Source organism: Edwardsiella anguillarum ET080813 (genome assembly GCF_000264765.2).
GTDB classification, from domain to species: domain Bacteria; phylum Pseudomonadota; class Gammaproteobacteria; order Enterobacterales; family Enterobacteriaceae; genus Edwardsiella; species Edwardsiella anguillarum.
In genome coordinates this window covers 1,336,061-1,361,395 of sequence record NZ_CP006664.1, presented here as the reverse complement: position 1 = coordinate 1,361,395, position 25,335 = coordinate 1,336,061, and the positions used below count along the sequence as shown (strand labels likewise).

The 25,335-nt window shown below is 50.8% G+C and carries 25 protein-coding genes and 1 pseudogene; 16 read left to right on the top strand and 10 right to left on the bottom strand.

Annotated features, from left to right (window positions below; all coding sequences use genetic code 11):
- Positions 1 to 18 precede the first annotated feature (18 nt).
- The 6 genes from ygfM (at position 19) to ETEE_RS06055 (ending at position 10,103) form a co-directional block, all read left to right on the top strand.
- The gene (ygfM, locus tag ETEE_RS06080) at positions 19 to 798 is read left to right on the top strand and encodes a molybdopterin-dependent oxidoreductase FAD-binding subunit (RefSeq protein ID WP_034165247.1); all 780 of its coding nucleotides are present in this window, start codon (positions 19 to 21) and stop codon (positions 796 to 798) included.
- Positions 795 to 3,665 (top strand): molybdopterin-dependent oxidoreductase Mo/Fe-S-binding subunit, encoded by a 2,871-nt coding sequence (locus tag ETEE_RS06075; RefSeq protein WP_034165248.1) that lies wholly within the window; start codon positions 795 to 797, stop codon positions 3,663 to 3,665. The genes ygfM and ETEE_RS06075 overlap by 4 nt, the downstream gene beginning before the upstream one ends.
- 204 nt (positions 3,666 to 3,869) lie before the next feature.
- Positions 3,870 to 5,288, top strand: a complete 1,419-nt coding sequence (locus ETEE_RS06070) for a nucleobase:cation symporter-2 family protein (protein WP_034165249.1) — start codon at positions 3,870 to 3,872, stop codon at positions 5,286 to 5,288.
- A 30-nt stretch (positions 5,289 to 5,318) separates the two neighbouring features.
- The gene (guaD, locus tag ETEE_RS06065; RefSeq protein ID WP_034165250.1) at positions 5,319 to 6,635 is read left to right on the top strand and encodes a guanine deaminase; all 1,317 of its coding nucleotides are present in this window, start codon (positions 5,319 to 5,321) and stop codon (positions 6,633 to 6,635) included.
- 239 nt (positions 6,636 to 6,874) lie between these two features.
- Entirely contained in the window at positions 6,875 to 8,242 is a 1,368-nt protein-coding gene (locus tag ETEE_RS06060; protein WP_034165251.1) for an NCS2 family permease, read from the top strand.
- A 214-nt stretch (positions 8,243 to 8,456) separates the two neighbouring features.
- The gene (locus ETEE_RS06055; protein ID WP_034165252.1) at positions 8,457 to 10,103 is read left to right on the top strand and encodes a Na+/H+ antiporter; all 1,647 of its coding nucleotides are present in this window, start codon (positions 8,457 to 8,459) and stop codon (positions 10,101 to 10,103) included.
- An 89-nt stretch (positions 10,104 to 10,192) separates the two neighbouring features.
- On the opposite strand, the gene ETEE_RS06050 is transcribed toward ETEE_RS06055, so the two are convergent.
- Positions 10,193 to 11,134: a LysR family transcriptional regulator gene (locus ETEE_RS06050; RefSeq protein ID WP_034165253.1), complete on the bottom strand. Its 942-nt coding sequence runs from the start codon at positions 11,132 to 11,134 to the stop codon at positions 10,193 to 10,195.
- A 130-nt stretch (positions 11,135 to 11,264) separates the two neighbouring features.
- Between ETEE_RS06050 and ETEE_RS06045 the strand changes: the two genes are divergently transcribed.
- On the top strand, positions 11,265 to 11,690 hold the full coding sequence (locus ETEE_RS06045; protein WP_034165254.1) for a CidA/LrgA family protein: 426 nt from the start codon (positions 11,265 to 11,267) through the stop codon (positions 11,688 to 11,690).
- Complete coding sequence (locus ETEE_RS06040) at positions 11,690 to 12,379, top strand: LrgB family protein (protein ID WP_034165255.1); 690 nt, start codon at positions 11,690 to 11,692, stop codon at positions 12,377 to 12,379. The genes ETEE_RS06045 and ETEE_RS06040 overlap by 1 nt, the downstream gene beginning before the upstream one ends.
- A 183-nt stretch (positions 12,380 to 12,562) precedes the next feature.
- Here ETEE_RS06040 and ETEE_RS06035 read toward each other — a convergent pair whose 3' ends face one another.
- The 3 genes from ETEE_RS06035 to sctD form a co-directional block, all read right to left on the bottom strand.
- Positions 12,563 to 12,997: a CesT family type III secretion system chaperone gene (locus ETEE_RS06035; protein WP_034165256.1), complete on the bottom strand. Its 435-nt coding sequence runs from the start codon at positions 12,995 to 12,997 to the stop codon at positions 12,563 to 12,565.
- A gap of 68 nt (positions 12,998 to 13,065) precedes the next feature.
- A complete protein-coding gene (locus ETEE_RS21865; protein ID WP_071881894.1) occupies positions 13,066 to 14,082 on the bottom strand; it encodes a protein-tyrosine phosphatase family protein in 1,017 nt (338 codons plus the stop codon).
- 653 nt (positions 14,083 to 14,735) lie between these two features.
- Positions 14,736 to 16,004 carry a type III secretion system inner membrane ring subunit SctD gene (gene sctD / locus ETEE_RS19990; protein ID WP_081926402.1) on the bottom strand — a complete coding sequence of 423 codons (1,269 nt, stop codon included), beginning with the start codon at positions 16,002 to 16,004 and terminating at the stop codon, positions 14,736 to 14,738.
- Between the two features lie 75 nt (positions 16,005 to 16,079).
- Between sctD and ETEE_RS06015 the strand changes: the two are divergent.
- The 7 genes and pseudogenes from ETEE_RS06015 to ETEE_RS05985 all read left to right on the top strand — a co-directional run bounded on the left by ETEE_RS06015 (position 16,080) and on the right by ETEE_RS05985 (position 20,903).
- Positions 16,080 to 17,109 (top strand): annotated as a pseudogene (locus ETEE_RS06015) (TyeA family type III secretion system gatekeeper subunit).
- A gap of 69 nt (positions 17,110 to 17,178) precedes the next feature.
- Complete coding sequence (locus ETEE_RS06010) at positions 17,179 to 17,748, top strand: secretion protein EspA (RefSeq protein ID WP_117026449.1); 570 nt, start codon at positions 17,179 to 17,181, stop codon at positions 17,746 to 17,748.
- 251 nt (positions 17,749 to 17,999) lie between these two features.
- A complete protein-coding gene (sctE, locus tag ETEE_RS06005) occupies positions 18,000 to 18,929 on the top strand; it encodes a type III secretion system translocon subunit SseC family protein (protein ID WP_144242803.1) in 930 nt (309 codons plus the stop codon).
- An 18-nt stretch (positions 18,930 to 18,947) separates the two neighbouring features.
- Entirely contained in the window at positions 18,948 to 19,970 is a 1,023-nt protein-coding gene (locus ETEE_RS06000; RefSeq protein ID WP_034165258.1) for a hypothetical protein, read from the top strand.
- A 3-nt stretch (positions 19,971 to 19,973) separates the two neighbouring features.
- Positions 19,974 to 20,384 (top strand): type III secretion system effector protein SseE, encoded by a 411-nt coding sequence (sseE, locus tag ETEE_RS05995; protein ID WP_034165259.1) that lies wholly within the window; start codon positions 19,974 to 19,976, stop codon positions 20,382 to 20,384.
- A 22-nt stretch (positions 20,385 to 20,406) separates the two neighbouring features.
- Positions 20,407 to 20,631 (top strand): type III secretion system needle filament subunit SctF, encoded by a 225-nt coding sequence (sctF, locus tag ETEE_RS05990; RefSeq protein WP_034165260.1) that lies wholly within the window; start codon positions 20,407 to 20,409, stop codon positions 20,629 to 20,631.
- Between the two features lie 2 nt (positions 20,632 to 20,633).
- A complete protein-coding gene (locus ETEE_RS05985; protein ID WP_049648759.1) occupies positions 20,634 to 20,903 on the top strand; it encodes an EscG/YscG/SsaH family type III secretion system needle protein co-chaperone in 270 nt (89 codons plus the stop codon).
- Between the two features lie 43 nt (positions 20,904 to 20,946).
- Here the strand turns inward: ETEE_RS05985 and ETEE_RS05980 are convergent, their stop codons facing one another.
- From ETEE_RS05980 to ETEE_RS21215, 6 genes are all read right to left on the bottom strand, one after another.
- A complete protein-coding gene (locus ETEE_RS05980) occupies positions 20,947 to 21,408 on the bottom strand; it encodes a SycD/LcrH family type III secretion system chaperone (protein ID WP_034165261.1) in 462 nt (153 codons plus the stop codon).
- A gap of 20 nt (positions 21,409 to 21,428) precedes the next feature.
- Complete coding sequence (locus ETEE_RS19985; RefSeq protein WP_071881892.1) at positions 21,429 to 22,940, bottom strand: EscC/YscC/HrcC family type III secretion system outer membrane ring protein; 1,512 nt, start codon at positions 22,938 to 22,940, stop codon at positions 21,429 to 21,431.
- Positions 22,940 to 23,371, bottom strand: coding sequence for a hypothetical protein (locus ETEE_RS21220; protein WP_071881891.1), 432 nt, complete (start codon positions 23,369 to 23,371; stop codon positions 22,940 to 22,942). The genes ETEE_RS19985 and ETEE_RS21220 overlap by 1 nt, the downstream gene beginning before the upstream one ends.
- A 31-nt stretch (positions 23,372 to 23,402) precedes the next feature.
- The gene (gene sctJ, locus ETEE_RS05975; protein ID WP_034165262.1) at positions 23,403 to 23,966 is read right to left on the bottom strand and encodes a type III secretion system inner membrane ring lipoprotein SctJ; all 564 of its coding nucleotides are present in this window, start codon (positions 23,964 to 23,966) and stop codon (positions 23,403 to 23,405) included.
- 7 nt (positions 23,967 to 23,973) lie between these two features.
- Positions 23,974 to 24,366, bottom strand: a complete 393-nt coding sequence (gene sctI, locus ETEE_RS19975) for a type III secretion system inner rod subunit SctI (RefSeq protein ID WP_081854118.1) — start codon at positions 24,364 to 24,366, stop codon at positions 23,974 to 23,976.
- 72 nt (positions 24,367 to 24,438) lie between these two features.
- A complete protein-coding gene (locus ETEE_RS21215) occupies positions 24,439 to 24,780 on the bottom strand; it encodes a hypothetical protein (protein ID WP_192828385.1) in 342 nt (113 codons plus the stop codon).
- A 192-nt stretch (positions 24,781 to 24,972) separates the two neighbouring features.
- On the opposite strand from ETEE_RS21215, the gene ETEE_RS21210 reads away from it, so the two are divergent.
- The gene (locus ETEE_RS21210) at positions 24,973 to 25,335 is read left to right on the top strand and encodes a hypothetical protein (RefSeq protein WP_144242801.1); all 363 of its coding nucleotides are present in this window, start codon (positions 24,973 to 24,975) and stop codon (positions 25,333 to 25,335) included.

The following is a 25,335-nucleotide window of genomic DNA, read 5'->3' as shown; positions in this document are numbered from 1 at the left end:
GCACAAAGAGGGTGGAACATGATTGAGCAATTTTTCCGGCCGGACTCCATAGAGCAGGCGTTGGAGCTTAAGCGCCGCTTTCAGGACGAGGCCGTCTACTTCGCCGGAGGAAGTAAATTAAACGCCACGCCCACGCGCACCGAGAAGACGGTGGCTATCTCCCTGAAGGGGCTGGGATTGGATCGGGTCACCTGGCATGACGGGGCACTGCACCTCGGCGCCCTGACGACGCTGCAGCAGCTGCGCGATACGGCGCGGCTGCCCCAGGCGCTGCAGGACGCGCTGGGCTTTGTCTATTCACGCCATCTGCGTAACCAGTCGACGCTGGGCGGCGAGCTGGCGGCTCGTCAGGCCGAATCGGTGTTGGCGCCGGTGCTGCTGGCGCTGGATGCCCGTCTGCAGAGCGCCGACGGCGCGGCGATCGCGCTGGAGGAGTATCTGGCCGCGCCGGACGATCGTCTGTTAACGGCGGTGATCATCGACGATCCCCTGCGCTGCTGCGCGACCCGCAAGGTGAGCCGTTCGGCGGCGGGCTGGTCGGTAGTGACGGCGGCCGTCGCTCTCCCAGGCGACGGGGGGCGGCGTATCGCCCTGGACGGCGTTGCCTCTCGCCCGCAGCGTCTGCACGACGTGGAGGGGCTGGCCCTTGAGGGCGCGCCGCTGGCGCAGGCGGTCAGCGCCGCGATCGCGCCGAGCGCGGATCTGGGCGGCAGCGAAGCGTATAAGCGCTACATCGCGGGCGTCGTAGTGGCTGAACTGTTGGCGGACTGCCAGCAGATGAGGGAGGAAGCAAAATGACAATTCGCTTTACGCTGAACGGCACTCCGCGCACGCTGGCGTGTCAGCCGGGCGACAATGTGCAGCAGCTCTTGTTTGGACTCGGCATGCACTCTGTTCGCAACAGCGACGATGGATTCGGCTTTGCCGGCTCCGATGCCATTATCTTCGACGGGGTGGTGATCAACGCCTCCCTGCTGATCGCCGCCCAGTTAGAGGGCGCGGTGGTGCGCACCGCCGAATCGCTCGGTGCCTGGAATCAACTGAGTCCGGTGCAGCAGGCGATGGTCGACGTCGGCGTGGTGCAGTCCGGCTATAACGATCCGGCGGCGGCGCTGATCCTGACCGATCTGCTGGAGCGTATTCCGGCGCCGAGTCGTCAGGATATCGATGACGCCCTCTCCGGGCTGTTTAGCCGCGACGCCGGTTACCAGCAGTTCTACCAGGTGGTGGCGCTGGCGGCGGCGCGGATGCGCGATCCGCTGTATCAGATGGAGGTGGCGCCCGAGTTTCGCGACGATCTGAGCGTGGTTGGTAAAAACTGTCCGAAGGTGGATGCGGCCAAGATGGTGCAGGCTAAGCCCTGCTACGTCGAGGATCGCATTGCGGCGGACGCCTGCGTGATCAAGATGCTGCGCTGTCCCCATCCCCATGCGTTGATCACGCATCTGGATGTCAGCCGCGCCGAGGCGTTGCCAGGGGTGGTGCACGTCATTACCCATCTGAACTGTCCGGATGTCTATTACACCCCCGGTGGACAGAGTGCCCCGGAGCCGTCGCCGCTCGATCGCCGCATGTTCGGCAAGAAGATGCGCCACGTCGGCGATCGCGTCGCCGCCGTGGTGGCGGAGAGCGAGGCGATCGCGCTACAGGCGCTGCAGCTGATCGAGGTGGAGTACCAGATCCTGCGCCCGGTGATGTCCATCGACGAGGCGATGGCCGACGATGCGCCGCTGATCCACGACGAACCCATCGTGTATGTGAACGGGGCTCCTAGCGATCTGGAGGTGCAGAATCGGGGCTCGGCGCAGCGCGGCGAGCACATGATCATCAACTTCCCGATCGGGGCGCGTCCGCATGACAATATCGCCGCCAGCGTTCACGGCCGTATTGGGGATGTTGAGCAAGGCTTCGCTCAGGCGGATGTCGTCATCGAACGCACCTACGAGTCAACCCAGGCTCAGCAGTGCCCGACCGAGCCGCACGTCTGTTATACCTACATGGATGGTGACCGCCTGGTGGTTCACGCCTCCACCCAGGTGCCGTGGCACGTACGCCGCCAGGTGGCGCGTATCGTGGGGATGAAACAGAACAAGGTTCACATCATCAAGGAGCGCGTCGGCGGCGGCTTCGGCTCCAAGCAGGATATCCTGTTGGAAGAGGTGTGCGCCTGGGCGACCTGCGTCACCGGGCGTCCGGTCTACTTCCGCTATACCCGTGAAGAGGAGTTTATCGCCAACACCTCGCGCCACGTCGCCAAGGTGAAGGTGAAGATCGGCGCCACCAAAGAGGGGCGTCTGACCGCCATCGACATGGACTTCCGCGCCAACACCGGCCCCTATGGCAACCATTCCCTGACGGTGCCGAGTAACGGCCCGGCGCTGTCGCTGCCGCTGTATCCTTGCGATAACGTCAACTTCCAGGTCACCACCTATTACAGCAACATCTGTCCGACCGGGGCCTATCAGGGCTACGGGGCGCCGAAGGGGAACTTCGCCCTGACCATGGCGCTGGCCGAGCTGGCCGATCAGCTGGGCATCGACCTGCTGGATATCATCGAACTGAACCGGGTGCATGAGGGACAGGAGCTGAAGATTCTGGGCGCCATCGGCGAAGGCAAGATGCCGACCTCGGTCCCCTCTGCCGCCAGCTGTGCGCTGGAGCCGATCCTGCGCAAAGGGCGTGAGCTGATCGACTGGGACGCGCCGAAGCCAGCCGAGGGTGACTGGCGCATCGGACGCGGGGTAGCGATCATCATGCAGAAGTCGGGCATTCCGGACATCGATCAGGCCAACTGCATGATAAAACTGGAGTCTGATGGCACCTTTATCGTGCACTCCGGCGGTGCCGACATCGGGACCGGGTTGGATACGGTGGTCAACAAGCTGGCGGCCGAGGTGCTGATGTGCCCGATGTCCGAGGTGCATGTCATCTCCGGCGATACCGACCACGCGCTGTTCGACAAGGGGGCTTACGCCTCATCCGGCACCTGCTTCTCCGGTAACGCCGCCAAGAAGGCGGCGGAGAATCTGCGCGAGAAGATCCTGTTCCACGGCGCGCAGATGCTGGGTGAGTCGCAAGAGGATGTCGTGTTGGTCGCACCGGGGATCGTGCGCGGCAAGCGTGGTGAAGTCAGCTATGCCGATATCGCCCATAAGGCGGAAACCGGTACCGGCTTCGGTACGCTGGTGGCAACGGCCAGCTACATCACGCCGGAGTTTGCCTTCCCCTATGGGGCCAACTTCGCCGAGGTGGCGGTGAACGTACGCACCGGCGAGATCCGGCTGGACAAGTTCTATGCCCTGCTGGACTGCGGTACCCCGGTGAACCCCGAGCTGGCGCTGGGGCAGATCTATGGCGCCACCATGCGCGCCATCGGCCACAGCATGAGCGAGGCGATCCGCTATGACCGCGAGGGGCGCCCGATCACCCGCGATCTGCGCACCTACGGTGCGCCGATGATCGGCGATATCCCGCGTGACTTCCGCGCTTTCCTGGTGCCAAGCGACGATCAGGTCGGCCCGTACGGCGCCAAGTCGATCTCGGAGATCGGGGTGAACGGCGCCGCCCCGGCCATCGCCACCGCGATTCACGACGCCTGCGGGGTTTGGCTGCGTGAATGGCACTTTACACCGGAGAAGATACTGAGCGCGTTAGGAAAACTGTAAGACCGCGTGCGGGCCGCTCCGCCGGGGCGGCCCTGCGCCAACGATTCAATTAGCCGTTGGATAATGAATATCTGAACTGCACAGCCACAGACGGAATTAGGGGGAACACACCCTCAGGGGCGCCCCTTGCCGCGCGGCGGGAAAACCGGTAGGCGGATATTTATTAATTGGATCAGATGATCAAATTTACCAAGGAGTAAAGGGATGTCTGATATACCGCGTGCTGGATCCGATCTTATTTATCAGCTAGAGGATAAACCGCCCTTTCACCAGCTCATGGTGGGTGCGGTGACTCACCTGCTGGCGATTTTTGTCCCCATGGTGGCACCGGCGCTGATCGTCGGTACTGCGCTGGGCCTCTCCACCGAAATTACCGCCTATCTGGTCTCCATGGCGATGATCGCCTCCGGCGTCGGCACCTGGCTGCAGGTGAACCGCTATGGCTGCGTCGGCTCCGGCCTGCTGTCGATCCAGTCAGTGAACTTCTCCTTCGTTACCGTGATGATCGCCCTGGGCGGCGCCATGAAACACGATGGCCTGCATGAGGAACTGATCATCTCGACCCTGCTGGGGGTCTCCTTTGTCGGTGCCTTCCTGGTGGTAGGTGCCTCGTTTATCCTGCCCTACCTACGCCGGGTGATCACCCCGACGGTAAGCGGGGTGGTGGTGCTGATGATCGGCCTGAGCCTGATCAAGGTTGGCATCATCGACTTCGGCGGCGGCTTCGCCGCCAAGAGCAGCGGCACGTTTGGCAACTATGAAAACATCGGCGTCGGTCTGCTGGTACTACTGGTGGTGATCGGCTTTAACTGTGCGCGCCACCCCTTGCTGCGGATGGGCGGCATCGCCATCGGGCTGATTGCCGGCTATATCGTGGCGCTGTGCCTGGGCATGGTGGACTTCAGCGCCCTGCGCGACCTGCCGCTGGTGACCGTGCCGGTTCCCTTTAAATATGGCTTTACCTTTGACATGCACGCTTTCCTGGTGGCCGGCACCATCTATCTGCTCAGCGTGCTGGAGGCGGTGGGGGATATTACCGCGACGGCGATGGTCTCGAATCGCCCCATCGAAGGGCCGGAGTATCAGTCGCGTCTGAGCGGCGGGGTTCTGGCCGATGGGCTGGTGTCGGTCATCGCCTCTGCCCTGGGGTCGCTGCCGCTGACCACCTTCGCCCAGAATAACGGGGTGATCCAGATGACCGGCGTGGCCTCGCGCTATGTCGGTCGGGCTATCGCCGTGATGCTGGTGCTGCTGGGGCTGTTCCCGGTGATCGGCCGTTTCTTTACCACCATTCCGGCCCCAGTACTGGGCGGCGCGATGACGCTGATGTTCTCAATGATCGCCATCGCCGGGATCCGCATCATCATTTCCAACGGACTGCGTCGCCGCGAGACCATTATCGTCGCCACCTCCCTTGGGTTGGGGCTGGGGGTTTCGTACGATCCGGCCGTATTCCGAGTATTGCCGGATTCGCTGTATGTCCTGGTAGAGAACCCCATTTGCGCTGGTGGTCTGACGGCTATCATCCTGAATTTGCTGATCCCGATGCGGAAAAAGGCCGAGGTTCGCGAAGAGAGGGATACGGTGGTCGAGCCGTTACGCGGCGAAGAAGAGATGGATTGAGTCGATGTCTTGGCTGATTAGGAGTTAATCATGGTTTGTGAACATACCCTCAAGGCAGTACGCGGCAGCATTCTAGATGTCACCCGCACGGTAACCGATCCGCAGGAGGTCGAGTCCGCGCTGCGTTTTATTGAGGACGGGCTACTGTTGATCCGTAACGGCAAGGTGGACTGGTGCGGTAGCTGGGAAGAGGGGCGGGAGCGTATTCCCGCCTCGATCCGAGTGCGAGACTACCGCGGCAAGCTGATCGTCCCCGGCTTTGTCGATACCCATATTCACTATCCGCAGAGCGAGATGGTCGGGGCCTATGGCGAACAGCTGTTGGAGTGGCTGAACAAGCACACTTTCCCCACCGAGCGGCGCTATAACGATCTCGATTACGCCCGCGAGATGTCTAACTTTTTCCTTAAGCAGCTGCTGCGTAACGGTACCACCACCGCCTTGGTGTTCGGCACCGTGCACCCCGAGTCGGTGGACGCGCTGTTTGAGGCTGCCAGCCATATCAACATGCGCATGATCGCCGGCAAGGTGATGATGGATCGCAATGCGCCGGACTATCTGCTGGACGATGCGCAGAGCAGCTACGAACAGAGCAAGGCGCTGATCGAGCGTTGGCACAAGAATGGCCGCCTGCTGTATGCGGTGACGCCGCGCTTCGCGCCGACCTCCAGCCCGGAGCAGCTGGCGATGGCTCAGCGCCTGCGCGAAGAGTACCCCGACACCTATCTGCATACCCACCTGTGTGAAAACCGCGACGAGATCGCCTGGGTCAAGTCGCTGTACCCGCACCATGACGGTTATCTGGATGTGTATCACCAGTATGGCCTGACCGGGAAGAACTGCGTGTTCGCCCACTGTATCCACCTGGAGGAGAAAGAGTGGGACTGCCTGAGCGATACCGGCTCTTCGATCGCCTTCTGCCCGACCTCTAACCTGTACCTCGGCAGCGGCCTGTTTAACCTGCAAAAGGCCTGGCGCAAGCGGGTGAAGGTGGGGATGGGAACCGACATCGGCGCCGGGACCACCTTTAACATGCTGCAGACGCTGAATGAGGCCTACAAGGTGATGCAGCTGCAGGGCTGCCGCCTGTCCGCCTATGAGGCGTTCTACCTGGCAACCCTGGGCGGCGCGGCCTCTCTGGGGCTGGACGATCGCATCGGTAACTTCCTGGTCGGTAAAGAGGCCGACTTTGTGGTGCTGGAGCCGACGGCGACGCCGCTGCAACAGCTGCGCTATGACAACTCGGTCTCTTTGGTGGATAAGCTGTTTGTCACCATGACACTGGGCGACGATCGCACCATATATCGTACCTATGTCGATGGTCGTTTAGTGTACGAACGCACCTAAAATGTCGCGTTTGTGGGTTGAAATGACGAGGTATTAGGTCAGATAATCGTTTGCCTTTTACTTCCGTCCCATTTTTACCCGAATTTGGTCGCAGGATGTAGTGGCAGGGAGTAGCGGCTGCCCACGGGGGCAGCCGGATGGGGCGGAGGGCAGACACAGCATTATGGGCCGCTCTGCAATAACAGACGTAATCGATTACGTTACAGAAAAGTTTTTTAAATCACTCAGAGGACATCATCATGTCTAGCGATTCTTCTCAGGTATCAGCGGCAGGGAAGTCACGGGGATCACTCGATACATTTTTTAAGATCTCGGTACGTGGTAGCAGCGTGCGCCAAGAAGTGCTCGCCGGTTTAACGACGTTTTTGGCGATGGTTTATTCGGTGATCGTGGTACCGGGCATGCTGGGCAAGGCTGGCTTTCCGCCGAGTGCGGTATTTGTGGCGACCTGTCTGGTGGCTGGCTGCGGCTCTTTGCTGATGGGGCTGTGGGCCAACCTGCCGATGGCGATTGGCTGTGCCATCTCCCTCACTGCGTTTACCGCCTTCAGCCTGGTGCTGGGGCAGCATATCAGCGTGCCGGTGGCGCTGGGCGCCGTATTCCTGATGGGTATTCTGTTTACCGCCATCTCGGTGACCGGGATTCGAACCTGGATCCTGCGCAATCTGCCGATGGGGATTGCCCACGGCACCGGTATCGGTATCGGCCTGTTCCTGCTGCTGATCGCCGCCAACGGCGTCGGCCTGGTGGTGAAAAACCCGCTGGAGGGACTGCCGGTCGCGCTGGGCGCCTTTACCTCGTTCCCTGTGATGATGTCCCTGCTGGGGCTGGCGGTGATCTTCGGTCTGGAAAAGCTGAAGGTGCCGGGCGGCATTCTGCTGGTGATTATCGGTATCTCCATCGTCGGCCTGATCTTTGATCCCAGCGTGAAGTACCACGGTCTGGTTGCGATGCCGAGCCTGGCCGGCGCCGACGGTCAGTCCCTGATCTTTAGCCTGGATATCATGGGCGCCCTGCAGCCGGTGGTCTTGCCGAGCGTACTGGCCCTGGTGATGACCGCGGTGTTTGACGCCACCGGAACCATCCGCGCGGTGGCCGGTCAGGCGAACCTGCTGGACAAGGATGGCCAGATCATCAGCGGCGGTAAGGCGCTGACCGCGGACTCCGTCAGCTCGATCTTCTCCGGTCTGGTCGGCGCGGCGCCGGCGGCGGTGTATATCGAGTCTGCCGCCGGTACCGCGGCCGGTGGGAAAACCGGTCTGACCGCTGTGGTGGTCGGGGTGCTGTTCCTGCTGATCCTGTTCCTCTCGCCGCTCTCCTATCTGGTTCCGGGCTACGCGACGGCGCCGGCGCTGATGTATGTCGGCCTACTGATGCTGAGCAACGTCGCCAAGCTGGACTTCAACGACTTCGTCGATGCGATGTCCGGTCTGGTGTGCGCGGTGTTTATCGTGCTGACCTGTAACATCGTGACCGGTATCATGCTCGGCTTTAGCACCCTGGTGATCGGCCGCGTATGCTCCAAAGAGTGGAACCGTCTGAACATCGGTACCGTGGCGATCGCAGTGGTGCTGGTGGCGTTCTACGCCGGCGGCTGGGCGATTTAAGCGGCTTTGGCATCCTCCTGTGGAAAAGCGCCTACGGGCGCTTTTCTGCTGTCTGGGCGGCACGAATATCAACGGCGGCGCTACCGCAGTGCATTTTCCGTGTTATCTCGGTCTTTCAGGGGATATTTCTCTTCGGCTCAAAATTCATAAGATGATATTTTATAAAGCGTTGCGTTAGTCCTGTTGGCCCTGTTGGCATTGAGTCTGAAAGAACATGGAAATATTCTTCACAATCCTGATCCTGATTTTGGTGGTATCGCTCTCCGGCGTGGTAACGCGCCTGCTGCCGTTTCAAATCCCGCTGCCGCTGATGCAGATCGCCATCGGGGCGCTGCTGGCCTGGCCCCACTTTGGCCTGCACGTGGATTTTGACCCTGAGCTGTTCCTGGTGCTGTTTATTCCGCCGTTGCTGTTTGCCGACGGTTGGAAAACCCCGACGCGGGAGTTTTTGCACCACGGTAGGGAGATCCTGGGGCTGGCGCTGGTGCTGGTGTTGATTACCGTGGTCGGCGTCGGCTACTTTCTGCACCTGCTGCTGCCGGAGGTTCCGCTGGTGGCGGCCTTTGCGCTGGCCGCCGTGCTGTCACCCACCGACGCCGTCGCGCTCGGTGGTATCGTCGGCCAGGGACGGATCCCCAAGAGCATCATGGGGGTGCTAGAGGGGGAGGCGCTGATGAACGACGCCTCCGGCCTGGTCTCCCTGAAGTTCGCTATCGCGGTGGCGATGGGTACCATGGTGTTCACCGTCTCCGGCGCGACGCTGGAATTTCTCAAGGTGGCGCTGGGCGGTCTGCTGACCGGCGCGGCGGTCACCTGGCTGTACAGCAAGTCCCTGCGGGTGATGAGCCGCTGGGCGGGGGATGATCCGGCGACCCAGATCGTCCTTCTGATGCTGCTGCCCTTCGCTAGTTACCTGATCGCCGAACATATCGGCGTCTCCGGCATCTTGGCCGCCGTCGCGGCGGGGATGACCATCAGTCAGTCTGGGGTGATCCGCAACGCGCCGCTGACCATGCGCCTGCGCGCCAACAGCGTGTGGGCGATGCTGGAGTTCGTGTTCAATGGCATGGTGTTTATCATGCTGGGCCTGCAGCTGCCGGGGATCCTGGAAAACTCAATTATCCAGGCCGATCGCGACCCAAATATCGAAACCTGGTATCTGTTCGCCGACGTGGTGCTGGTGTATGCGCTGCTGCTGGCGCTGCGTTTCCTGTGGCTGTGGGGGATGAAGCGTATCAGCCTGCGCTTCTTTAAGCACAACCCGCTGCAGTTCGCCTCCTACGGCATGCGCGATCTGTGGATTGCCTCGTTTGCCGGCGTTCGCGGAGCCATCACGCTGGCCGGTGTACTCTCTATTCCGTTGTTCCTGACCGACGGTACGCCGTTCCCCGGCCGCTATCAGCTGGTGTTTCTGGCCGCCGGGGTAATTCTGTTCTCCCTGCTGGTGGGGGTGGTGGCGCTGCCGCTGCTGCTGCGCGGCGTCGAGATCACCGACGGCGTGGCCTACCGCGATGAGGAGCTGATGGCGAAGTCGGTCAGCGCCGAGGTGGCCATCGAGAGTCTGAAGAAGATGCAGGAGCGCCTTGAGGCCGACACCGAGGAGAACATCGATCCGCAACTGCTGACCGAGGTCAGCTCGCGGGTCATCGGCAGTCTGCGGCGACGGGTGATGACCAAGGAGAACGCCGACGAAATCCTGGAGGTGGAGAATCTGGAGCGCCGTTTCCGCTTAACGGCGCTGCGCGCCGAACGCGGCGAGCTGTATCACCTGCGCGCCACCCAGAAGATCAGTAACGAGACGCTGCAGAAGATGCTGCACGATCTGGATCTGCTGGAGGCGCTGCTGGTCGAAAAAAACTAAGGGTTAGCGCTGAGCCTTCCCGCCCTGGACGCCTTGCGTCCGGGGCTTTTTTACCTCTAGGGCCCCGGCGAGAGCGGGGGAACGTGATGCTATGCCGTCGTCGGCGGCGTCTCGTTACCGCGCAGGGTCAGGCGCTCGGGGTGCATTTCCCCCTCCGGCCAGAACGCGCGGCAGCGGGCGATCCACGCCTGAGCGCTGTGCGACAGATAGCGGCCATGGCACCAGATCAGCCCCAGTCGCCACATGAGCGCCGGTGCGAGCGGCAGCCACAGCAGGCTGTGCGGATCGAGGCGCTGGCAGATCGGCTGCGGCAGGATAGCGATCCCCACCCCGGCCTGTACCATGGCGGCCAGAAAGTCCCACTGGCCGCTGCGCACCGCGATTTGCGGCTTCACGCCGGCGGTGGAAAAGGCCTGCATCAGCTGCTGATAGAGGGCGAAGTCCTCGTTGTACAGCAGGATGTTTTGCTGGGCCAGATCGGCTATGCTCAGGGCAGAGCGGGTCAGCCAGGGCGCCTGGCGCGGCAGCAGCACATACAGCGGGTGGCTGAACAGCGGCAGCGAGGCGATGGCTGGATCGGGCTGGGCAGAGAGGGCGGTGAGCGCCAGATCCAGCTCGCCGGAGAGCACCGCCTGCTCGACGGTCAGCCCGCCGAACTCGGCGATGTGCAGCTCGATTCCCGGGTAGCGCTGGCGGAATTCGCCGATCAGGCCGGCCATTTGGGTACCGACCATCGGTGGGATGCCCAGTTTCAGGCTCCCCTTCTTCAGGGTGCCCAAATCGTCCAGCTCGGTTCTCAGTTGGCTAAACTGATCGAGGATCATCTGCGCTCGCTGATAGACTACGCCGCCGCTGTCGGTCAGGCGCAGGCCACGCCCCTCACGGATCAGCAGGGTACACCCCAGCTCCTCTTCCAAATTGCGCAGCATTTTGCTGATGGTCGGCTGGGTGACAAACAGCTTTTCCGCCGCTCGGGTGAAGCTCTGTTGGCGCACCACCTCAACAAAGTAACGTAACGTTCTCACGTCCATGCAGGACTCCGCTTTACAGGATAGGTATGCCATTTATCAATGATGGCAATAATTTTAATTCATTTTATGCCAGGGATCCTCTTTGCCTATACTGTGCTTCTTATCACATTAATCCCCTTCTGAGGTTTGTATGTCTCTGGCGTTGCGCCCCGTTATGGCGCACCTGCGCACCCACGCCCGGGTGCCGTTGCAGGTGGCGCTGTATGCGCTGCTGTTTCTCTTTTCCCAATGGCTGGTCAGCCGCTTTTCACTGCCGCTGCCGGCCAATATCATCGGTATGCTGCTGCTGTTGGCGCTGATTGCGCTGCGTATTTTGCCGCTGGCGTGGGTGAAGGCGGGCTCCCGCTGGCTGCTGGCCGAGATGCTGCTATTTTTTGTCCCGGCGGTGGTGGCAGTGGTGAACTATGCCTCGCTGCTGATGGTCGAGGGGTGGCGTATCGTGGCGGTGATCGCCCTGAGCACCCTGTTAACGCTGGGGATGACGGCGCTGGTGGTGGATAGGATCTACCGGCTGGAGCTGTGGCTACAGCGGCGCCGCGCCGGGATGGTGCGCTGATGAACGGTCTGGGGATCGGCATGCTGTGTCTGGCGGTGACGCTGGCGCTCTATTTCGCCAATAAACGGCTGTACCGTCGGGTTCACCGTATCTGGCTGATGCCGCTGGTGCTGACGCCGCTGCTGTTGGTGCTGCTGTTGGTTCTGGGGCATATCTCTTACCGTGATTATATGGGGGAGAATCACTGGTTACTCTGGCTCTTGGGGCCGGCGACCATCGCCTTTGCTGTGCCGGTATATGAGAACCTGGCGATTATCCGTCGTCACTGGCTGTCGCTGACGGCCGGCGTACTGACCTCGACGCTGGTGGCGGTACTCAGCTCGGTGTGGCTGGCGCGGCTGTTGACCCTGCCAGAAAGCATCCAGCGTAGCCTGGCGGTACGCTCGATTACCACGCCGTTCGCCATTGAGGCGGCCAAGCGCCTGGGGGGGCAGCCGGATCTGGTGGCGCTGTTTGTGGTGCTGACCGGGGTGTTTGGTATGGCGGTGGGGGACATGCTGCTGCTGCGCCTCTCCGTACGTAGCGGCATGGCCAAGGGCGCCGGACTCGGCGCATCGTCCCACGGCGCCGGGACGGCCAAGGCCTATGAGATGGGGCAGACCGAAGGCGTCGTCTCCAGCCTGGTCATGATGCTGGCCGGCGTGGTGACGGTGCTGCTTTCGCCGCTGATCGGCCGCCTACTGTGGTAGGGTATTATTGATTAAAGTAGATGCACTCACAGTGAATGACGATACACATATACTGTGAGTGTGATAGCTTATCTACCTTGGCCAATATACTGTATGTTGGCCTCCTTCTGTATTTGGGAACGGTACTTTCAATATCGATAAGGTTATAAAGGCGCTAACGCTATAAAACAGTAGCCAACCTTACTAAACCAATGGTGTCCACACCTCCGCTTTGGACTCGGATTCAGTTATCTCCTCACTTTTTTGTACCATTTGCTCTATCTCTTCAGCTTTGTGGATCAGCGATAGTAATACCTGATAAAGCTCACCCCCATCAGTATTGCTGATGCTTTGCTGATTCCATAATATAATACTCTGCATATTGTCAAGTCCGCAGCGTATCATCCTATTTGATAGCGTGAATAGATTCTCCTGTAATAATGATACTGCCAGCAATGGCGAGGAGAGTGGTGCAACCCGTAAAAACAATACGATTTCCCGTAGATCCAACGCCACAATATGTACGTTCCAGCGTTGATCTATTTCCAGGCTCCAGCTGGATTGATCTTCTTGGAATACTGTGTTATCCAACTCCAGTAAGGAGGCTAGTTGATGCAGTATTGCATGAAAATGTTGCATAATTATCACATTGAGTTTGATGATTTTTTAGCGATACGCCTAGCATAGGCCCTTTGTCGCACGTTACCTTATGACGACAGTAAGGGACGATGTTGTTCTGTGGCGATATCCATTAAAATACCCAGCTGTTCCGGCGTTTGTACCATGACTGGATTGCGGCTAGTACGCATATCGGAAATGATTTGTTGCAGGCTCAAAGGGGACGATTGATCCTGGGTCTGCTGCATTGCCATGGCTCCAAGAAGTTGGCCAGTACGGCCGACGCCAGCGCGACAGTGAATGACTGGCAGCATTTTGTCGGTGTCATACTGCGCACTGCTTTTGGAATTAATGTAAACCTGTTTACGCTCTGCTGCAGTATCATTGACTAACTTGGCAAGCGCTTGAATAGCTTTGCTGTCCAATTCCGTATGATCCCCCCAGTTGGTTACATGAATCAGACTTAGGGCAATACCTCTTCCTGGTCCATCTGGTTTTATCGTCAATCGATAGCGGTCCAGTAGTATGTCATTGTCTTTGAGTAACGATTGGTTAGATGCAAGCCTTTCTGATGTCATCGTTATAGCATCATATTTTTGTTTCGGGACGCTAAAGTAATCAGGGAGTATTTTAGGATCCATCGGGTCTTTTTTTGCAAGCTCTGCTGTTCTATCGATTTCTGTGCGTGACGATAGCACTACGAGTACTGTCGCGCGTTGTTCCATAATCATACGTAAATGTGATTCTACCTGTGTAGGAATAGGATATTGGCATGCGATAGCGCATCGTTTTCCACCAACATCGATAAAGTTAGCGTTTAAATCTGATCTAACCTGGGTAGTTGCCCTAGAGCGAATGTCTGGGAATCGGTTTTGTGCGCTTGTCGAAAAAGAGCTAGGATCATTTAATAGCAGTTTCTCCTGCTTTAATCGATTTTGTAACTCTTGACGAGGTGTCTGAGATATTGAATCTATATTGTGTAATTCGAGTCTAGTCGGCCGAGATATAGGGAGCTGCGGTTTTTCTGACGTTTCTGCATGAGTTCTAATTTTAGCTCGGACAGCGCTACTGGTGTCGGATGGGCGCGGAGAAGGCTGCGGGGACATGCCTGCCTGGGGGGCGTGATGTGGCTGCGAGGCCGCATGAGCTCCATGTCCTAATAAAGGGGGGCGTGGGGGAGGCGGCGGAGGCATGCCAGCCTGGGGGGCGCTATGTGGCTGCAAGGCTGCATGAGCTCCATGTCCTAATAAAGGGGGGCGTGGGGGAGGCGGCGGAGGCATGCCAGCCTGGGGAGAGGTATATGGACGCGATGCTATATGCGCCGCGTTGGCAAGCGGAGTGGGAGTTCGAGACCTGTCTGTAACGGGGGAGGATGCGGACCTAGGCGGTTGAGACTCATATGCAGCATCCAATAATAATTTTGCTAATCCTAATGGTATAGAGGTTATGCCGGGTTTGAGCTCTGTAAATACTGCTTTGAATTTTTGTGTGGAGGTTGTGTCATGAGTGACTTTAATCATTTCATGAAACCGATATAGTTCGGTCACATTCTTCTCTGTTAATGGGGTATTAGACACGTGCTCCATTATTTGCCGTGTGAATGCTTCCTCTTGCTGTTGTTGTGATGTATTGACTGAGTACCCTGCCAGGCGACCCTTGGTTGTGTCAGGGGTCGTTGTTTGGTCTATCTGCGTTTGTACTATTTTTTGCAACTGTGTTATTTGCATGAAAGTATTTCCCTCCAGTCTAGACTGTACTTTTACTTATCATAAGAGATTGGGATATGGATTAATTCATTTTCCCTCGAGATACTAATACCATTTTCTAGGCTGATTTCGTTGATTATGTAGCCATTGTTTAGGGCGCTGCCGACAGTGAGAGTGCTCCCATTATCTAATGTAATCATTGGCGCATTTTTTGTTCCACTCACTCTGATGATCTTTCCTGAAAATAGGTTTTTGGGAATATAGGGTGGTATATTTTGAAAAATTATTTTATTGTTATTTAGCCTGTCGATAATATTTATTATTTTTTGCTCTTCTACTGCTGAAACTAAGCCGTCAATGATTATTGCTTTATCACGCTTATGAATGCTTAACTTGTTGATTAATTTGTTTTTCGATAGTTCATCAACTAATGAATTGATGATGGCGTCGGCTTTGTTTCGTACTTGCCATCCTCTGACGCCTGGCATAGTTAAGAGCTGGCCTTCTACTTTTTTCCACTGTAGCGGTGACTGAATGTAACCCGATAGGATGAAGAATCCGGGGCTACCACCATAAGATACATCTATATTGTCATAGCCATACTGAACTAAAACATCATTAATTCCACTGATTATTTGGTCATTACAAATAATATTATTTATATATCTTATGTTATTTTTATAAAGAAAATTAAAGAAAGTCTGCAATTGAGATGATTGCTCGCATCGACCGTATAAAGCAATGCTACTCCCATGCCAGACGGGTACAATAGCAAAAAGCTTTTCTTTTTTTAGTGATTGATAAACGTCTTCTCTGCTGATGAGACTAATCATAGAATCTTGTTTTTTTATATAAAAAAAAGCAAAAATCGATAAAGAAAGTGTTAAAAATAGCAATGATGCGATTACTACAATGTTTTTCTTATCTATATGTGCGTTTTTTTTTCGTTTGGGTAATGATACTAGCGACGTTTCTTGATCTGCGCTAAGTAGAATAAATCCGCAGCCGGCAATATCAATTGGTTGATTGAGTGGAAGCAAAATTGAATCAGCGTTAGACGTCTGAATACCATTAATCCAAAATGTAGTGGGGGTATTTAGCCAAACACCATCATCATTAGTGCTAAGAGTGAAATTTTGCAATGGATTTTCAAGTTGGTATGTGATGAGACTATCATCGTTTTTACCAATAGAAAATGACTCTATAGGTACAATCAACTCTCTACCACTCAGTGGCCAAGTCAGAAATCTTATTTTATAATCAGATCGCATGTTGATGATTGTTGCTAATAGTATAAAGTAGCTTGATAGTACGGTTAGCATAAATTATGCTGAGTGCGCTTGTACAGCTGAATATTATAAATAATTCAATGTTTATTTATATAAAAGGTTCTTAAAATGGCTTCTGGTATTGATTTTAATGTATCTGTAATTCCAGTGTTTAACGATATAAATGATTTTTCGAATAAACAAAATAATAATTTATCGTTAAATACACCATTAGCTAATATGCAAAATGAGTTAGCAATAATCAATGCAGCCTCTATGGCTGAAACGGCTGAGGGGATCAGCTTAGGGTTCCGTCGACCTACGGGACGTAGGGTGGAGGAAGATGGGGGTAATGATAATATAATCAATAAAATGCAAGATATCATTAACTTAGCTGGTGAGGATGCGTTGCAGGATATTGCGTTGCACACCGCTATTCAGCTGGATCAGCATGACCCCCAGTTGGCGATGTTTGGCGCAATGCCGAAAGGCGAGATTATTGCATTAATATCGTCCCTACTGCATTTGAATACGATTACCTTAGCGCAAAAAAAAATATGCTAAATTGCTCTTGGAACTACTCGGTGAAGAGGAATGGGAGCTGGCTTTGCTGGCCTGGTTGGGGGTCGGTGGGATAACGCATGAAAAACTAAAGAAAATAAAAAACCTCTATCAGAAGGCAAAAGATCAGGAGGATTATGAAGGAAGTACACTGCTTACATGGTTCTTAGAGATAAAGGATTTGCCTGATAGAGATAACTACCTTAAAGTAATAATTCGTGCATTGTCATTTGAGCTATCTTATTTACCACAAGTCGAGGATAGAGAAAGAACGTCATCTGTCATTACTGATCTGTATAGAATTATAGTTTTTTTATCATTAAATAATTATAGCGAAATAGTTTCTTTATCCTTAAAAAAGGATGCTGATATTATTCTTAGTGAGCTGATTAGCACGTTGGAACAAACTTGGTTGACCGAAGAGTGGTTTGCGGGGAGTCCAAGCCGGGTTGGTGTTATTGATGGACAGAAACTATATTATTATCATTTAATAAAAGATTTTTATCAAACGTTGCCCCACTCTTGTTTTATGACTGAAGAACAGCGAGAAAGTATTATTAATGGTATTTCAGATGTTATAGATAGAGACTCGGAGTAAGTTGGTGTTGATTTTGAGTTTAATTTTAAATGTTGTTTAATGTTTCTAATATATAGAAGGATAGATGATATGAGTGATATTTCAGTAGGCGGTGGTTTTCAGGTAGACGGTACCCTAGGGTATGATCTATCAAGCATGTCAAAAGCTGATGTACAAGCGCTGTTTGAAAAAGTAGGGGCATTTCAAGCCGCGATTATGTTGTTTTCTAGTATGTACTCTGCGCAGAGTAAAATGACGACTAAAGTTTTTGCCGAGATGAATGAGGCGTCGAAGGCTTCGACTGAAGCGCAGAAAATGGAAAATTTGGTTGATGCCAAAATTGCCGATGTGCAAAGTAGCAGTGATAAGAATACAAAAGTAAAACTCCCGCAGGAGGTGATTGATTATATTAACGATCCATCCAATGAGATAAAAATTTCCGGGCTGAGCGTAGGGTTAACTGAGGCGATGGGCGCTGGCGATCTACAGACCGTGAAGGCTGCATTAGGGGCAAAGGCGAATAACCTGACCTCCGTTGTTAATAGCAATCAGCTACAAATCCAGCAGCTGTCTAACACGCTAAACCTTATGACCAGTACTCGTTCTGATTTACAATCATTGCAATACCGAACGATTTCAGGAATTACGATAGGAAAATAATTTTTTAATATAATAGGTGAATAATGATGGATACTAATTTAACTATATCCTCCGTTGGCCCTAGTATGGCATTGGATGCTGTAGCCCCAGGGGGCAACAGTCTAAAATCCTCCGTCATCCCCCTAACACAACCTATCCTACAGCCAAGAGCACAGGTAGATGAGGGTTCATCCTCTTTTAATAGTAGCCCATTACCGCTGCCTCCTGGCAGTGTCGCGCACCGTATGGTGACACCTTCAGCGGCAGAGGATGTGCTAGATAAGCTTTTTGGTGGGATATCCGGCGAGCGAAGTGGTAGCGATAGCACCGGGTTGTTTGCTGATAAAGGGGAAGATAAAACGGCGCTACCGATCTTGGCACGTCTCAGTCAGGTTGATCCTATTGCAATGATGCTGATGGTAACCTCACTGTCGATGGAAACCTCTACACAAAAAATCGGTAGCCTGAAAGATTCAAATCGAATCTATGCCGATGGGCAAGATAAAGCGCTCGCGAGTAAGTTAGAAGAGTTTAAAAAACAGCTTGAAGAACAACAAAAAGCGGAAGAGAAAGCGCAAAAATCGAAAGTTTTAGGTCAGGTTTTTGGTTGGCTGGGTGTGCTGGCGACCGCCATAGCCGCCCTCTTTAACCCTGCTCTATGGGTCGTGGTTGCGATCAGTGCAACATCAATGGCACTGCAAACTGCCGTTGATGTTATGGGTGATAAAGCTCCGCAGGCGTTGAAAAGCGCAGCGCAGGTATTCGGAGGGATCTCTATGGCTGCCGGTTTGGCGACGGCTGGCGTAGGGGCCCTGTCCTCAATTCTTAAAAGCGCGAGCTCAGTGGCGCAGAAATTGGGTGAGACGGTAACGAAAGTCGTTGCCAAGGTAACTGAAAAGTTCGTTGAAAATACTGCAGCAAAGGTTGGTGCTATCGCGACTGGATTGACAGAGTCGAGTAAAAGCATAGGGACTACCGTATTGAATAAGGAGTCCTCAGACGCACTTATCGACTCTTTAGCTGCAGCGTTTAGCGTTAAGAATTTGGATATGAATTACCGCTTAATGGGTGAGAGTGCTGGCTCAATGCTGCGTAGAGCTGCGGACGAGGGCAATGATCTGGTTCGCTTTTTACAAGGAACCTCTAATGTTATGTCTGACACTGCGCGTGTTAATTCGCGCATTATTCGTGGTTTGGCGTGATCTTAAGGATAATAAAATATGATTAATACTGTAGATGGTTCTGCGAATAACGCGTCAGGTATCAATAGCGTTAATACTGCGTTAGGTGTAAGTCCTACACCATCCGAGACCTTACCTGCGGGTGCGTTGGATCTCAATGAGCTGCTGTTGCAGATTCAAGTGCTGCTGCGTAAGGCATTAAGAGTCCTACAGGAGTACCAGCAGCAACAGGTTGGACAGAGCTTTAAGATCCAGGAGGCAGCGTTTGCTAGCCAGGATAAGGCTATTGAAGAAAGACGAAAAGGTGCGACTACTGCGCTGATTGGTGGAATTATTGGTTCCACATTGGGTGTGTTAGGGTCTTTTGCCGGAATAACCCAAGCGCGGGAGGCTGTAAAGGCGGGTAGTGCTGCTGCGAAGATTGCCGACTCAACCGGTGATGTGACGAGTGAGCTGGCTAAATCTACGGCTCAGCTGAGTAAGGTGGCAGATGCTGCTGCTGATACAGCGCAAAGCACGCAGCAAGCATTATCTCGTACAGCGTCAATTACAAGCCGTGCATCTGATATTGCTGATGATATGGCACAAAATACACAGCAGGCTGTATCGCGTGCGGCCTCGTTAACCCGCCGAGCAGCTGATGTGGCTGAAGATGCTGTGACAAGTACAGCGCCAATGGCCGCTGTCGCTAATGACGTAGCCAGTGCTACAGACGATGTGGTCGAGCTGAGTAGCCGCTTGAAGCGTATGGCTGAAAGTGTAACTAATAAATTTGATAGTATTTCACAGAATGGGGCATTCATTGCTGGAGTTCATTTAGCTCAAGGGGTAAAAGAGCTACCTGGTACTATCTCTGCTGGGCTGAAAGTATCTAATGATTTGGCGGCTGATCGAGCTAAAAATCTAGAGGATTACCAGCAGCAGAGCCGTAATATCTATCAGCAAGATGTTCAGGGAAGTAAAGATGAAGTTCGTCAGCGTTTAAATGATATCACCGAAGTTACTCGTAACATTAATGATATATTGACTCGACAAGGACAAGCTGTACGTATTGCGGGATAAGTTATGAATGATACGTTTAATGATACTGTAATCAATCGCTATCTAGCCAGTAAGGGATATCATCTTCGCCATGAATATTTAATGGGAAGCGGTTTTTTTATTGGTTGGTGTATTGAGACATCTCATTTTTCATTAACGTATCGACTTGATGGTGATGAGCTTATCCTGTGTTATTTTGTTTCACAGGTTAACCAAACAGGGCTGAAAAGCCCTGTTTTATCATTGAGTCGATTCTTACAGGATCTTTGCTCACGGTTTATAGAGATTAAAGTGATTTCAGCGATGCAGGCAATGTCAGGGAACCCTGATGAGAAAGAGAGGAGAGCCGGTCTATTCGACTTTTTCCAAAGTAAAGGCGCAAGGATTTTTAGTACTGAGCAAGAGACTTGGTTTAAGCTTTTTGTTAACAATTGATAAATTATAGAAGGTTATTCGCATGAATCTGATTGATGTGACTACACAAATGGGACAGTTTGGGCAACGAATTAGCGACTCAATTCAGCCATTGCTAGCGAGTGGCGAGGATGTTGTTAACAACCCTGAGAGAATGCTGCAGTTACAGTTTGCTGTTCAACAATATTCTGCCTATGTTAACGTAGAGAGTGGAATGCTGAAAACGGTAAAAGATATTATTTCTACGATAGCTAACAGGAGTTTTTAATTATGTTAGACGGCGCTCAACGTATGACGGCAAATCAAATTTTAATATTTTCTGCTATTGCTGCAGTTAACCATAATTTGAGGCATGATGCAGTGGCCATGTTATCTGCGCTTGAGTATGTCATTCCCAATAAGAAGGATTTAGCACAAATTGAATGTATTATTCTTTTTGGATTAAATAGAGAAGATGAGGCAAGGCAGAGAGTTTCTGCCTATGCAGATGATGAAATTAGCCAGTCTTTATTAAAGATATGCCAAAGTGGTTCTCATTAGATGATAGAGTAGTGGGCTGTTGATATATTAAACAGCCCACTTTTTATGTCTTTTCCTTGCAATCTTTTAGAAGTTTTTTAGCACTATCCTCAATGCTCTTGTACTCTTCTTTGCCATTGCACCACAATAAACAAGCCTTGAAAGCCTTTTTAGCCATTACATTTTTTTTGGTGAGAGCATAGCTTATTCCGGCATAATATGGCGCTCGAGGATCTTGCATGATCAATGTAGCACAGCGCGCGAAGCAAAGTTGTGCATCCTCATGGTCAGCAAGGCGTTGATGACAGATACCTAAAGAAAGAGTATAGTCATAATTCCAATGTTCTAGATAAGATAATAACATAAATATGTTTCTAGCTGTCGTGAAGTCGCCCGCTTGAAACGTATTGTAGGCATAACCATGCAATACATTAAGATCTTGCTGTGTCATTGATGTCAATGCCGCAAGTGTCCCACCACTTTTATAAAACTTAATAATTTCCTGGATTGACTTTATATTATTCATCGCTGGATACACTGTGGTTACTAGTTATTAATTGGCGTTGCTTTGATAAGGAAAAGTCGCATGACGCTATGTTTTTCCTGCGTTGAACTGCTAAAAAGATGCCCAATCAAAGGTATGTCACGCAATAATGGTATCCCTGCTTTTCCTGAAATTTCTCTATCTTGAATAAATCCTCCAAGCAGCAAGCTTTCACCTGCGTTCAGTGTCGCTTCTGTGGTTATCTCTGAGTTTTGAACTTGAGGGAGAGCCTCCTGATTATTCTGTGTTGATGGTGACTGACTACCATCTTGAATATCAAGGAGCAGCCGGACCTTTTCATTCTTTAAAACATCTGAATTATTTTGACTATTAATTATTCGTGGGGTTACTCGTAATAACGTACCGCTGGTAATACTTTCCAAAGATGCGCTACGCTCACTGGATACCTTAGTAAAGAAGGTCACATTTTTATCTAAAATAGCTTGCATATTATTTAATGTTATCACCGATGGTTGCGATAATATTTTGGCCTTTGAGTTTTGCTGCAATGCATTGACGCGAATAAGGAAGTTATTTGCATTGCTGATCACTGCAGTGCTGAGAGTAGCTGAAGTATTTTGTGAGTTAAAACTGACTGAGCTGTTACCAAAACTCATGGAGCCAGACCAATTAACTCCTAGTTGTTGTAGATCGTTTGCATCTACATCGATAATTGATACTGATATTTCAATCTGCCGTTGCTCCACGTCAAGATGGGTAATAAGTTGTTGATAGATATCCATAGTAATCTCACGATCCTTAACGATGATAGCATTTTGTCTTGGATCGGCAGAGATCTGGGCCTGTCCACCAGAGAGTAATTTACTTGAATCCGTTGCATTATTCCCTTGACTGGGCAGCGTACCATCATTCGCCATTGTTTTAAGAATCGAGATAACGCCTGGAACTGTTACGCTTTGATCTCTATATTTATAATTTATATCTACAGCAGATGCATATTTTAGTTTGAAAACTCTGATTACATCTTTATTTGTTGCTTTGGTTTGAGACTCTTTATCCAAGTTACTAGCCAAGTTAGTGATATACTTTATACATTCTGGCACGCCCCTCACCTCAAGCGAGTTAAAGGAACTTATTTTTTTTATCTGGCATGATGCATTATTATTTTGCGTAGGCTTTTTTAAGTATGAAATTAATGTATTAGTATCTAGATAGTTTGGTGTGATAATACTCCGGGTAATTTCATCTGATTTATACACATAAAGGATATTTTCATCATAATATAGTGATAGATGATACATTTTTGCAAGTTTATCTAATATTATTAATGCATTATCGGCTTTAAGTTCTCCAAGAAAACTATCGGTTATTTTAGGGCTTATAAATACTGGCAAACTATAGTTTGCTGCGATATCATTGATGATTATGCTAACGTCAGTTTTTGGTGTGACAATAAAATAATCGCCAGCCAAACGTTGGCTGAGTGTGCTAGCCGATACGTTTAAATAAGGTAGCATGCCAATTGTAAACAAGAATATATATGATTTTTTCATTATGCTAAGTTTATAATATTAGAGTAAGAAGAGTGGCTGTGTGATTCTTCATCATCTATTTTGGCAAAATTTTTATCCAGTAAAACTGCAAATGTATGCTGCATAATAATTAAACTAATATGAGATCTGTGATTACCATTCTTTAGATAGCTACGGCATAGAAACCAATTGTTATTTGATAGATAGACACCCATGTGTCGATATTCTTTTCCTGCAGTTAATATACTACATAATTTATTTAATCTTGCTGTGTCCATCTGTTTATAGTCTACATTAAGCTTCATGTAGAGAATCCAGCTGTGACCAAAATCGCGAAGAATAGCGTCTTTTTTATAAATGGTAAAGAATATCTGAGAGCTATCACCACTAACATTATTAATAAACTCTAATGAACTTAGCCATTCGATAGAGAAATCATTACTATTACTCATTAATGTTGTCTCATTATATATATTCTGATGTTTATATGGCTAGTTTCTTTATCACTACAGTAATGTTTTCAATGCTGAGTTCATCAACGCTATTTTTCACCAGTCCTTTGATCTGATTGATTGATGGTTCTAAATTAGCCTGTGGTGCAGTGATGATGAGAACGGATGCTGTTGATACTCCTGAGGAACCGTCGGTTTTTAATGCATTTAATGTAACGCTACTATCAACGACGCCAGGTATTTTATTAAGAAACTTCTCAATGCTTTGCTCTTTAATGAAATTGAGTTTAGCACTTTCCTGCATAGGCGATGAAATTAATTGGCTAGCGGGAAAAATAGTTTCAATGCTTACCAGTTTCTTTTTCGGGAATCCATTATCATTGAGTATTTTTATCGATTTTACAAAATCCTTTTTGTCTACACTTAACGATATCGCTTTGGATTTCTCAATGGTTTTATCGACGTCTATGTTGTTTGTTAATAATAATGCTTGCATTTGATTTGCTTCAGCTTCAGATAACTCAGAATATAATATCTCTTTGCATCCTGTAATAAGGAAAATAGAAATCATTAATATTATTTTTTTTGTTTTCATGTATTTTTTATTGCATTGATGTTAGTTTTGTAATAGATGTAGAAAACAGACTGGCTAATTTTGAAATAACATCTATATTCACATTTGCATTCAGTACAGAGCGCTGTAGCTGTAGCATGTCTGTTGGCGATAGCTTACCTGCGGCAAGATCATCAAAGTTAAGATCCGGGGCATTGAGTGCATTGAAATGTCTACGCTTGATCTCTTCTATTAGGACTTGTTCAGGAGAAGCTACGCTAGCTGTACTGGGTAACAGTTGCGATAAAAACTGAGAAGCTGCGGTCATTTCTACCGGCTGAGCGGGCATGTTTGTTAACTGAACTGATGATGGAATGGTAGAGGCCTCCGCTGAGTGGGGTAAGATAGATGAAAGCGCGTTAGTCTGCAGTATTGGGTCCATTTTACATTACCTTATTACCGGCCAAAGCTATAGCTTGGCCGGCATTAATTATTTTCTTTGCTAACAATATCGTTAGCTGTTATTGCTACTATTATTGTCTAATTTTTTTGCTACGATGGAACCGAGAACACCTGCGCCAAGGCCAACAAAACCTAACACTCCAGCGCTGACACCCAGAGCCATAGATGAATCGGCATCTCCGTTGTCTCCCGTCACTTTAGCGGCAATGCCTGTTCCAATTGCCCCTAATACTAGGGTAAGGGAACTCGCTAAGGTTACTATCTTAATGGTTCTGGACGTATTAGTAGAGGACTCTGAATTTAACACGCCGACTGCATTGGTTGACTCATGTGTGTTGATCGGTCGCATAGGCAGAGCATTGCTAGGGAGAGTCCCTATTGTACCTGTAGTCATAGCTGAATATTCCAACAAGTCATATATAAGTGCTGCTAGTATCAACATCCCTTTGATAACTTACGACATCTATAACTTTTAAAGGATGGGTGCTATACCTTGCATATAGATGCCTTGTCATGTATATAATATTCTCAAGGCGATTTCAAGACGATGTTTATATTTTTACGAGGTCAGTAAGGATGGTGTGTTTTGAATTTATTTCTAAAAAGAAATGTAGAATCGTTTTTAATGGCTATAAATGAAAATGAAGTATGCAATAATAATGATGTTTTTTTTGTTGTTAAATCTAATTTGTTTGATCTTTTTATTGAGGGTGACGCTGATGGTGGCGTCTTTTTTACTTACTCAATAGGATATCGATGTGATAATCTAGTAAAGTTTCTTAGTGAGTTATCACCAGAGCGTATTAATGGTTTTATTATTCATGTGTTTATTTATCGAGAAAATCTATGTATATGCTATCAGATAGATGATCTTTCAAGTCGTTATGAAAAATTACTATTAATGAATCACAATAAAATAAAATCAATTATAGAAAGGCTATGCCGTTAA

Bases quoted from the DNA above. Each gene is read 5' to 3' on its own strand.
- ygfM (WP_034165247.1), top strand. From the start codon at position 19: ATGATTGAGCAATTTTTCCGGCCGGACTCCATAGAGCAGGCGTTGGAG.
- ETEE_RS06075 (WP_034165248.1), top strand. From the start codon at position 795: ATGACAATTCGCTTTACGCTGAACGGCACTCCGCGCACGCTGGCGTGT.
- ETEE_RS06070 (WP_034165249.1), top strand. From the start codon at position 3,870: ATGTCTGATATACCGCGTGCTGGATCCGATCTTATTTATCAGCTAGAG.
- guaD (WP_034165250.1), top strand. From the start codon at position 5,319: ATGGTTTGTGAACATACCCTCAAGGCAGTACGCGGCAGCATTCTAGAT.
- ETEE_RS06060 (WP_034165251.1), top strand. From the start codon at position 6,875: ATGTCTAGCGATTCTTCTCAGGTATCAGCGGCAGGGAAGTCACGGGGA.
- ETEE_RS06055 (WP_034165252.1), top strand. From the start codon at position 8,457: ATGGAAATATTCTTCACAATCCTGATCCTGATTTTGGTGGTATCGCTC.
- ETEE_RS06050 (WP_034165253.1), bottom strand. From the start codon at position 11,134: ATGGACGTGAGAACGTTACGTTACTTTGTTGAGGTGGTGCGCCAACAG.
- ETEE_RS06045 (WP_034165254.1), top strand. From the start codon at position 11,265: ATGTCTCTGGCGTTGCGCCCCGTTATGGCGCACCTGCGCACCCACGCC.
- ETEE_RS06040 (WP_034165255.1), top strand. From the start codon at position 11,690: ATGAACGGTCTGGGGATCGGCATGCTGTGTCTGGCGGTGACGCTGGCG.
- ETEE_RS06035 (WP_034165256.1), bottom strand. From the start codon at position 12,997: ATGCAACATTTTCATGCAATACTGCATCAACTAGCCTCCTTACTGGAG.
- ETEE_RS21865 (WP_071881894.1), bottom strand. From the start codon at position 14,082: ATGTCCCCGCAGCCTTCTCCGCGCCCATCCGACACCAGTAGCGCTGTC.
- sctD (WP_081926402.1), bottom strand. From the start codon at position 16,004: ATGCTAACCGTACTATCAAGCTACTTTATACTATTAGCAACAATCATC.
- ETEE_RS06010 (WP_117026449.1), top strand. From the start codon at position 17,179: ATGAGTGATATTTCAGTAGGCGGTGGTTTTCAGGTAGACGGTACCCTA.
- ETEE_RS06000 (WP_034165258.1), top strand. From the start codon at position 18,948: ATGATTAATACTGTAGATGGTTCTGCGAATAACGCGTCAGGTATCAAT.
- sseE (WP_034165259.1), top strand. From the start codon at position 19,974: ATGAATGATACGTTTAATGATACTGTAATCAATCGCTATCTAGCCAGT.
- sctF (WP_034165260.1), top strand. From the start codon at position 20,407: ATGAATCTGATTGATGTGACTACACAAATGGGACAGTTTGGGCAACGA.
- ETEE_RS05985 (WP_049648759.1), top strand. From the start codon at position 20,634: ATGTTAGACGGCGCTCAACGTATGACGGCAAATCAAATTTTAATATTT.
- ETEE_RS05980 (WP_034165261.1), bottom strand. From the start codon at position 21,408: ATGAATAATATAAAGTCAATCCAGGAAATTATTAAGTTTTATAAAAGT.
- ETEE_RS19985 (WP_071881892.1), bottom strand. From the start codon at position 22,940: ATGAAAAAATCATATATATTCTTGTTTACAATTGGCATGCTACCTTAT.
- ETEE_RS21220 (WP_071881891.1), bottom strand. From the start codon at position 23,371: ATGAGTAATAGTAATGATTTCTCTATCGAATGGCTAAGTTCATTAGAG.
- sctJ (WP_034165262.1), bottom strand. From the start codon at position 23,966: ATGAAAACAAAAAAAATAATATTAATGATTTCTATTTTCCTTATTACA.
- sctI (WP_081854118.1), bottom strand. From the start codon at position 24,366: ATGGACCCAATACTGCAGACTAACGCGCTTTCATCTATCTTACCCCAC.
- ETEE_RS21215 (WP_192828385.1), bottom strand. From the start codon at position 24,780: ATGACTACAGGTACAATAGGGACTCTCCCTAGCAATGCTCTGCCTATG.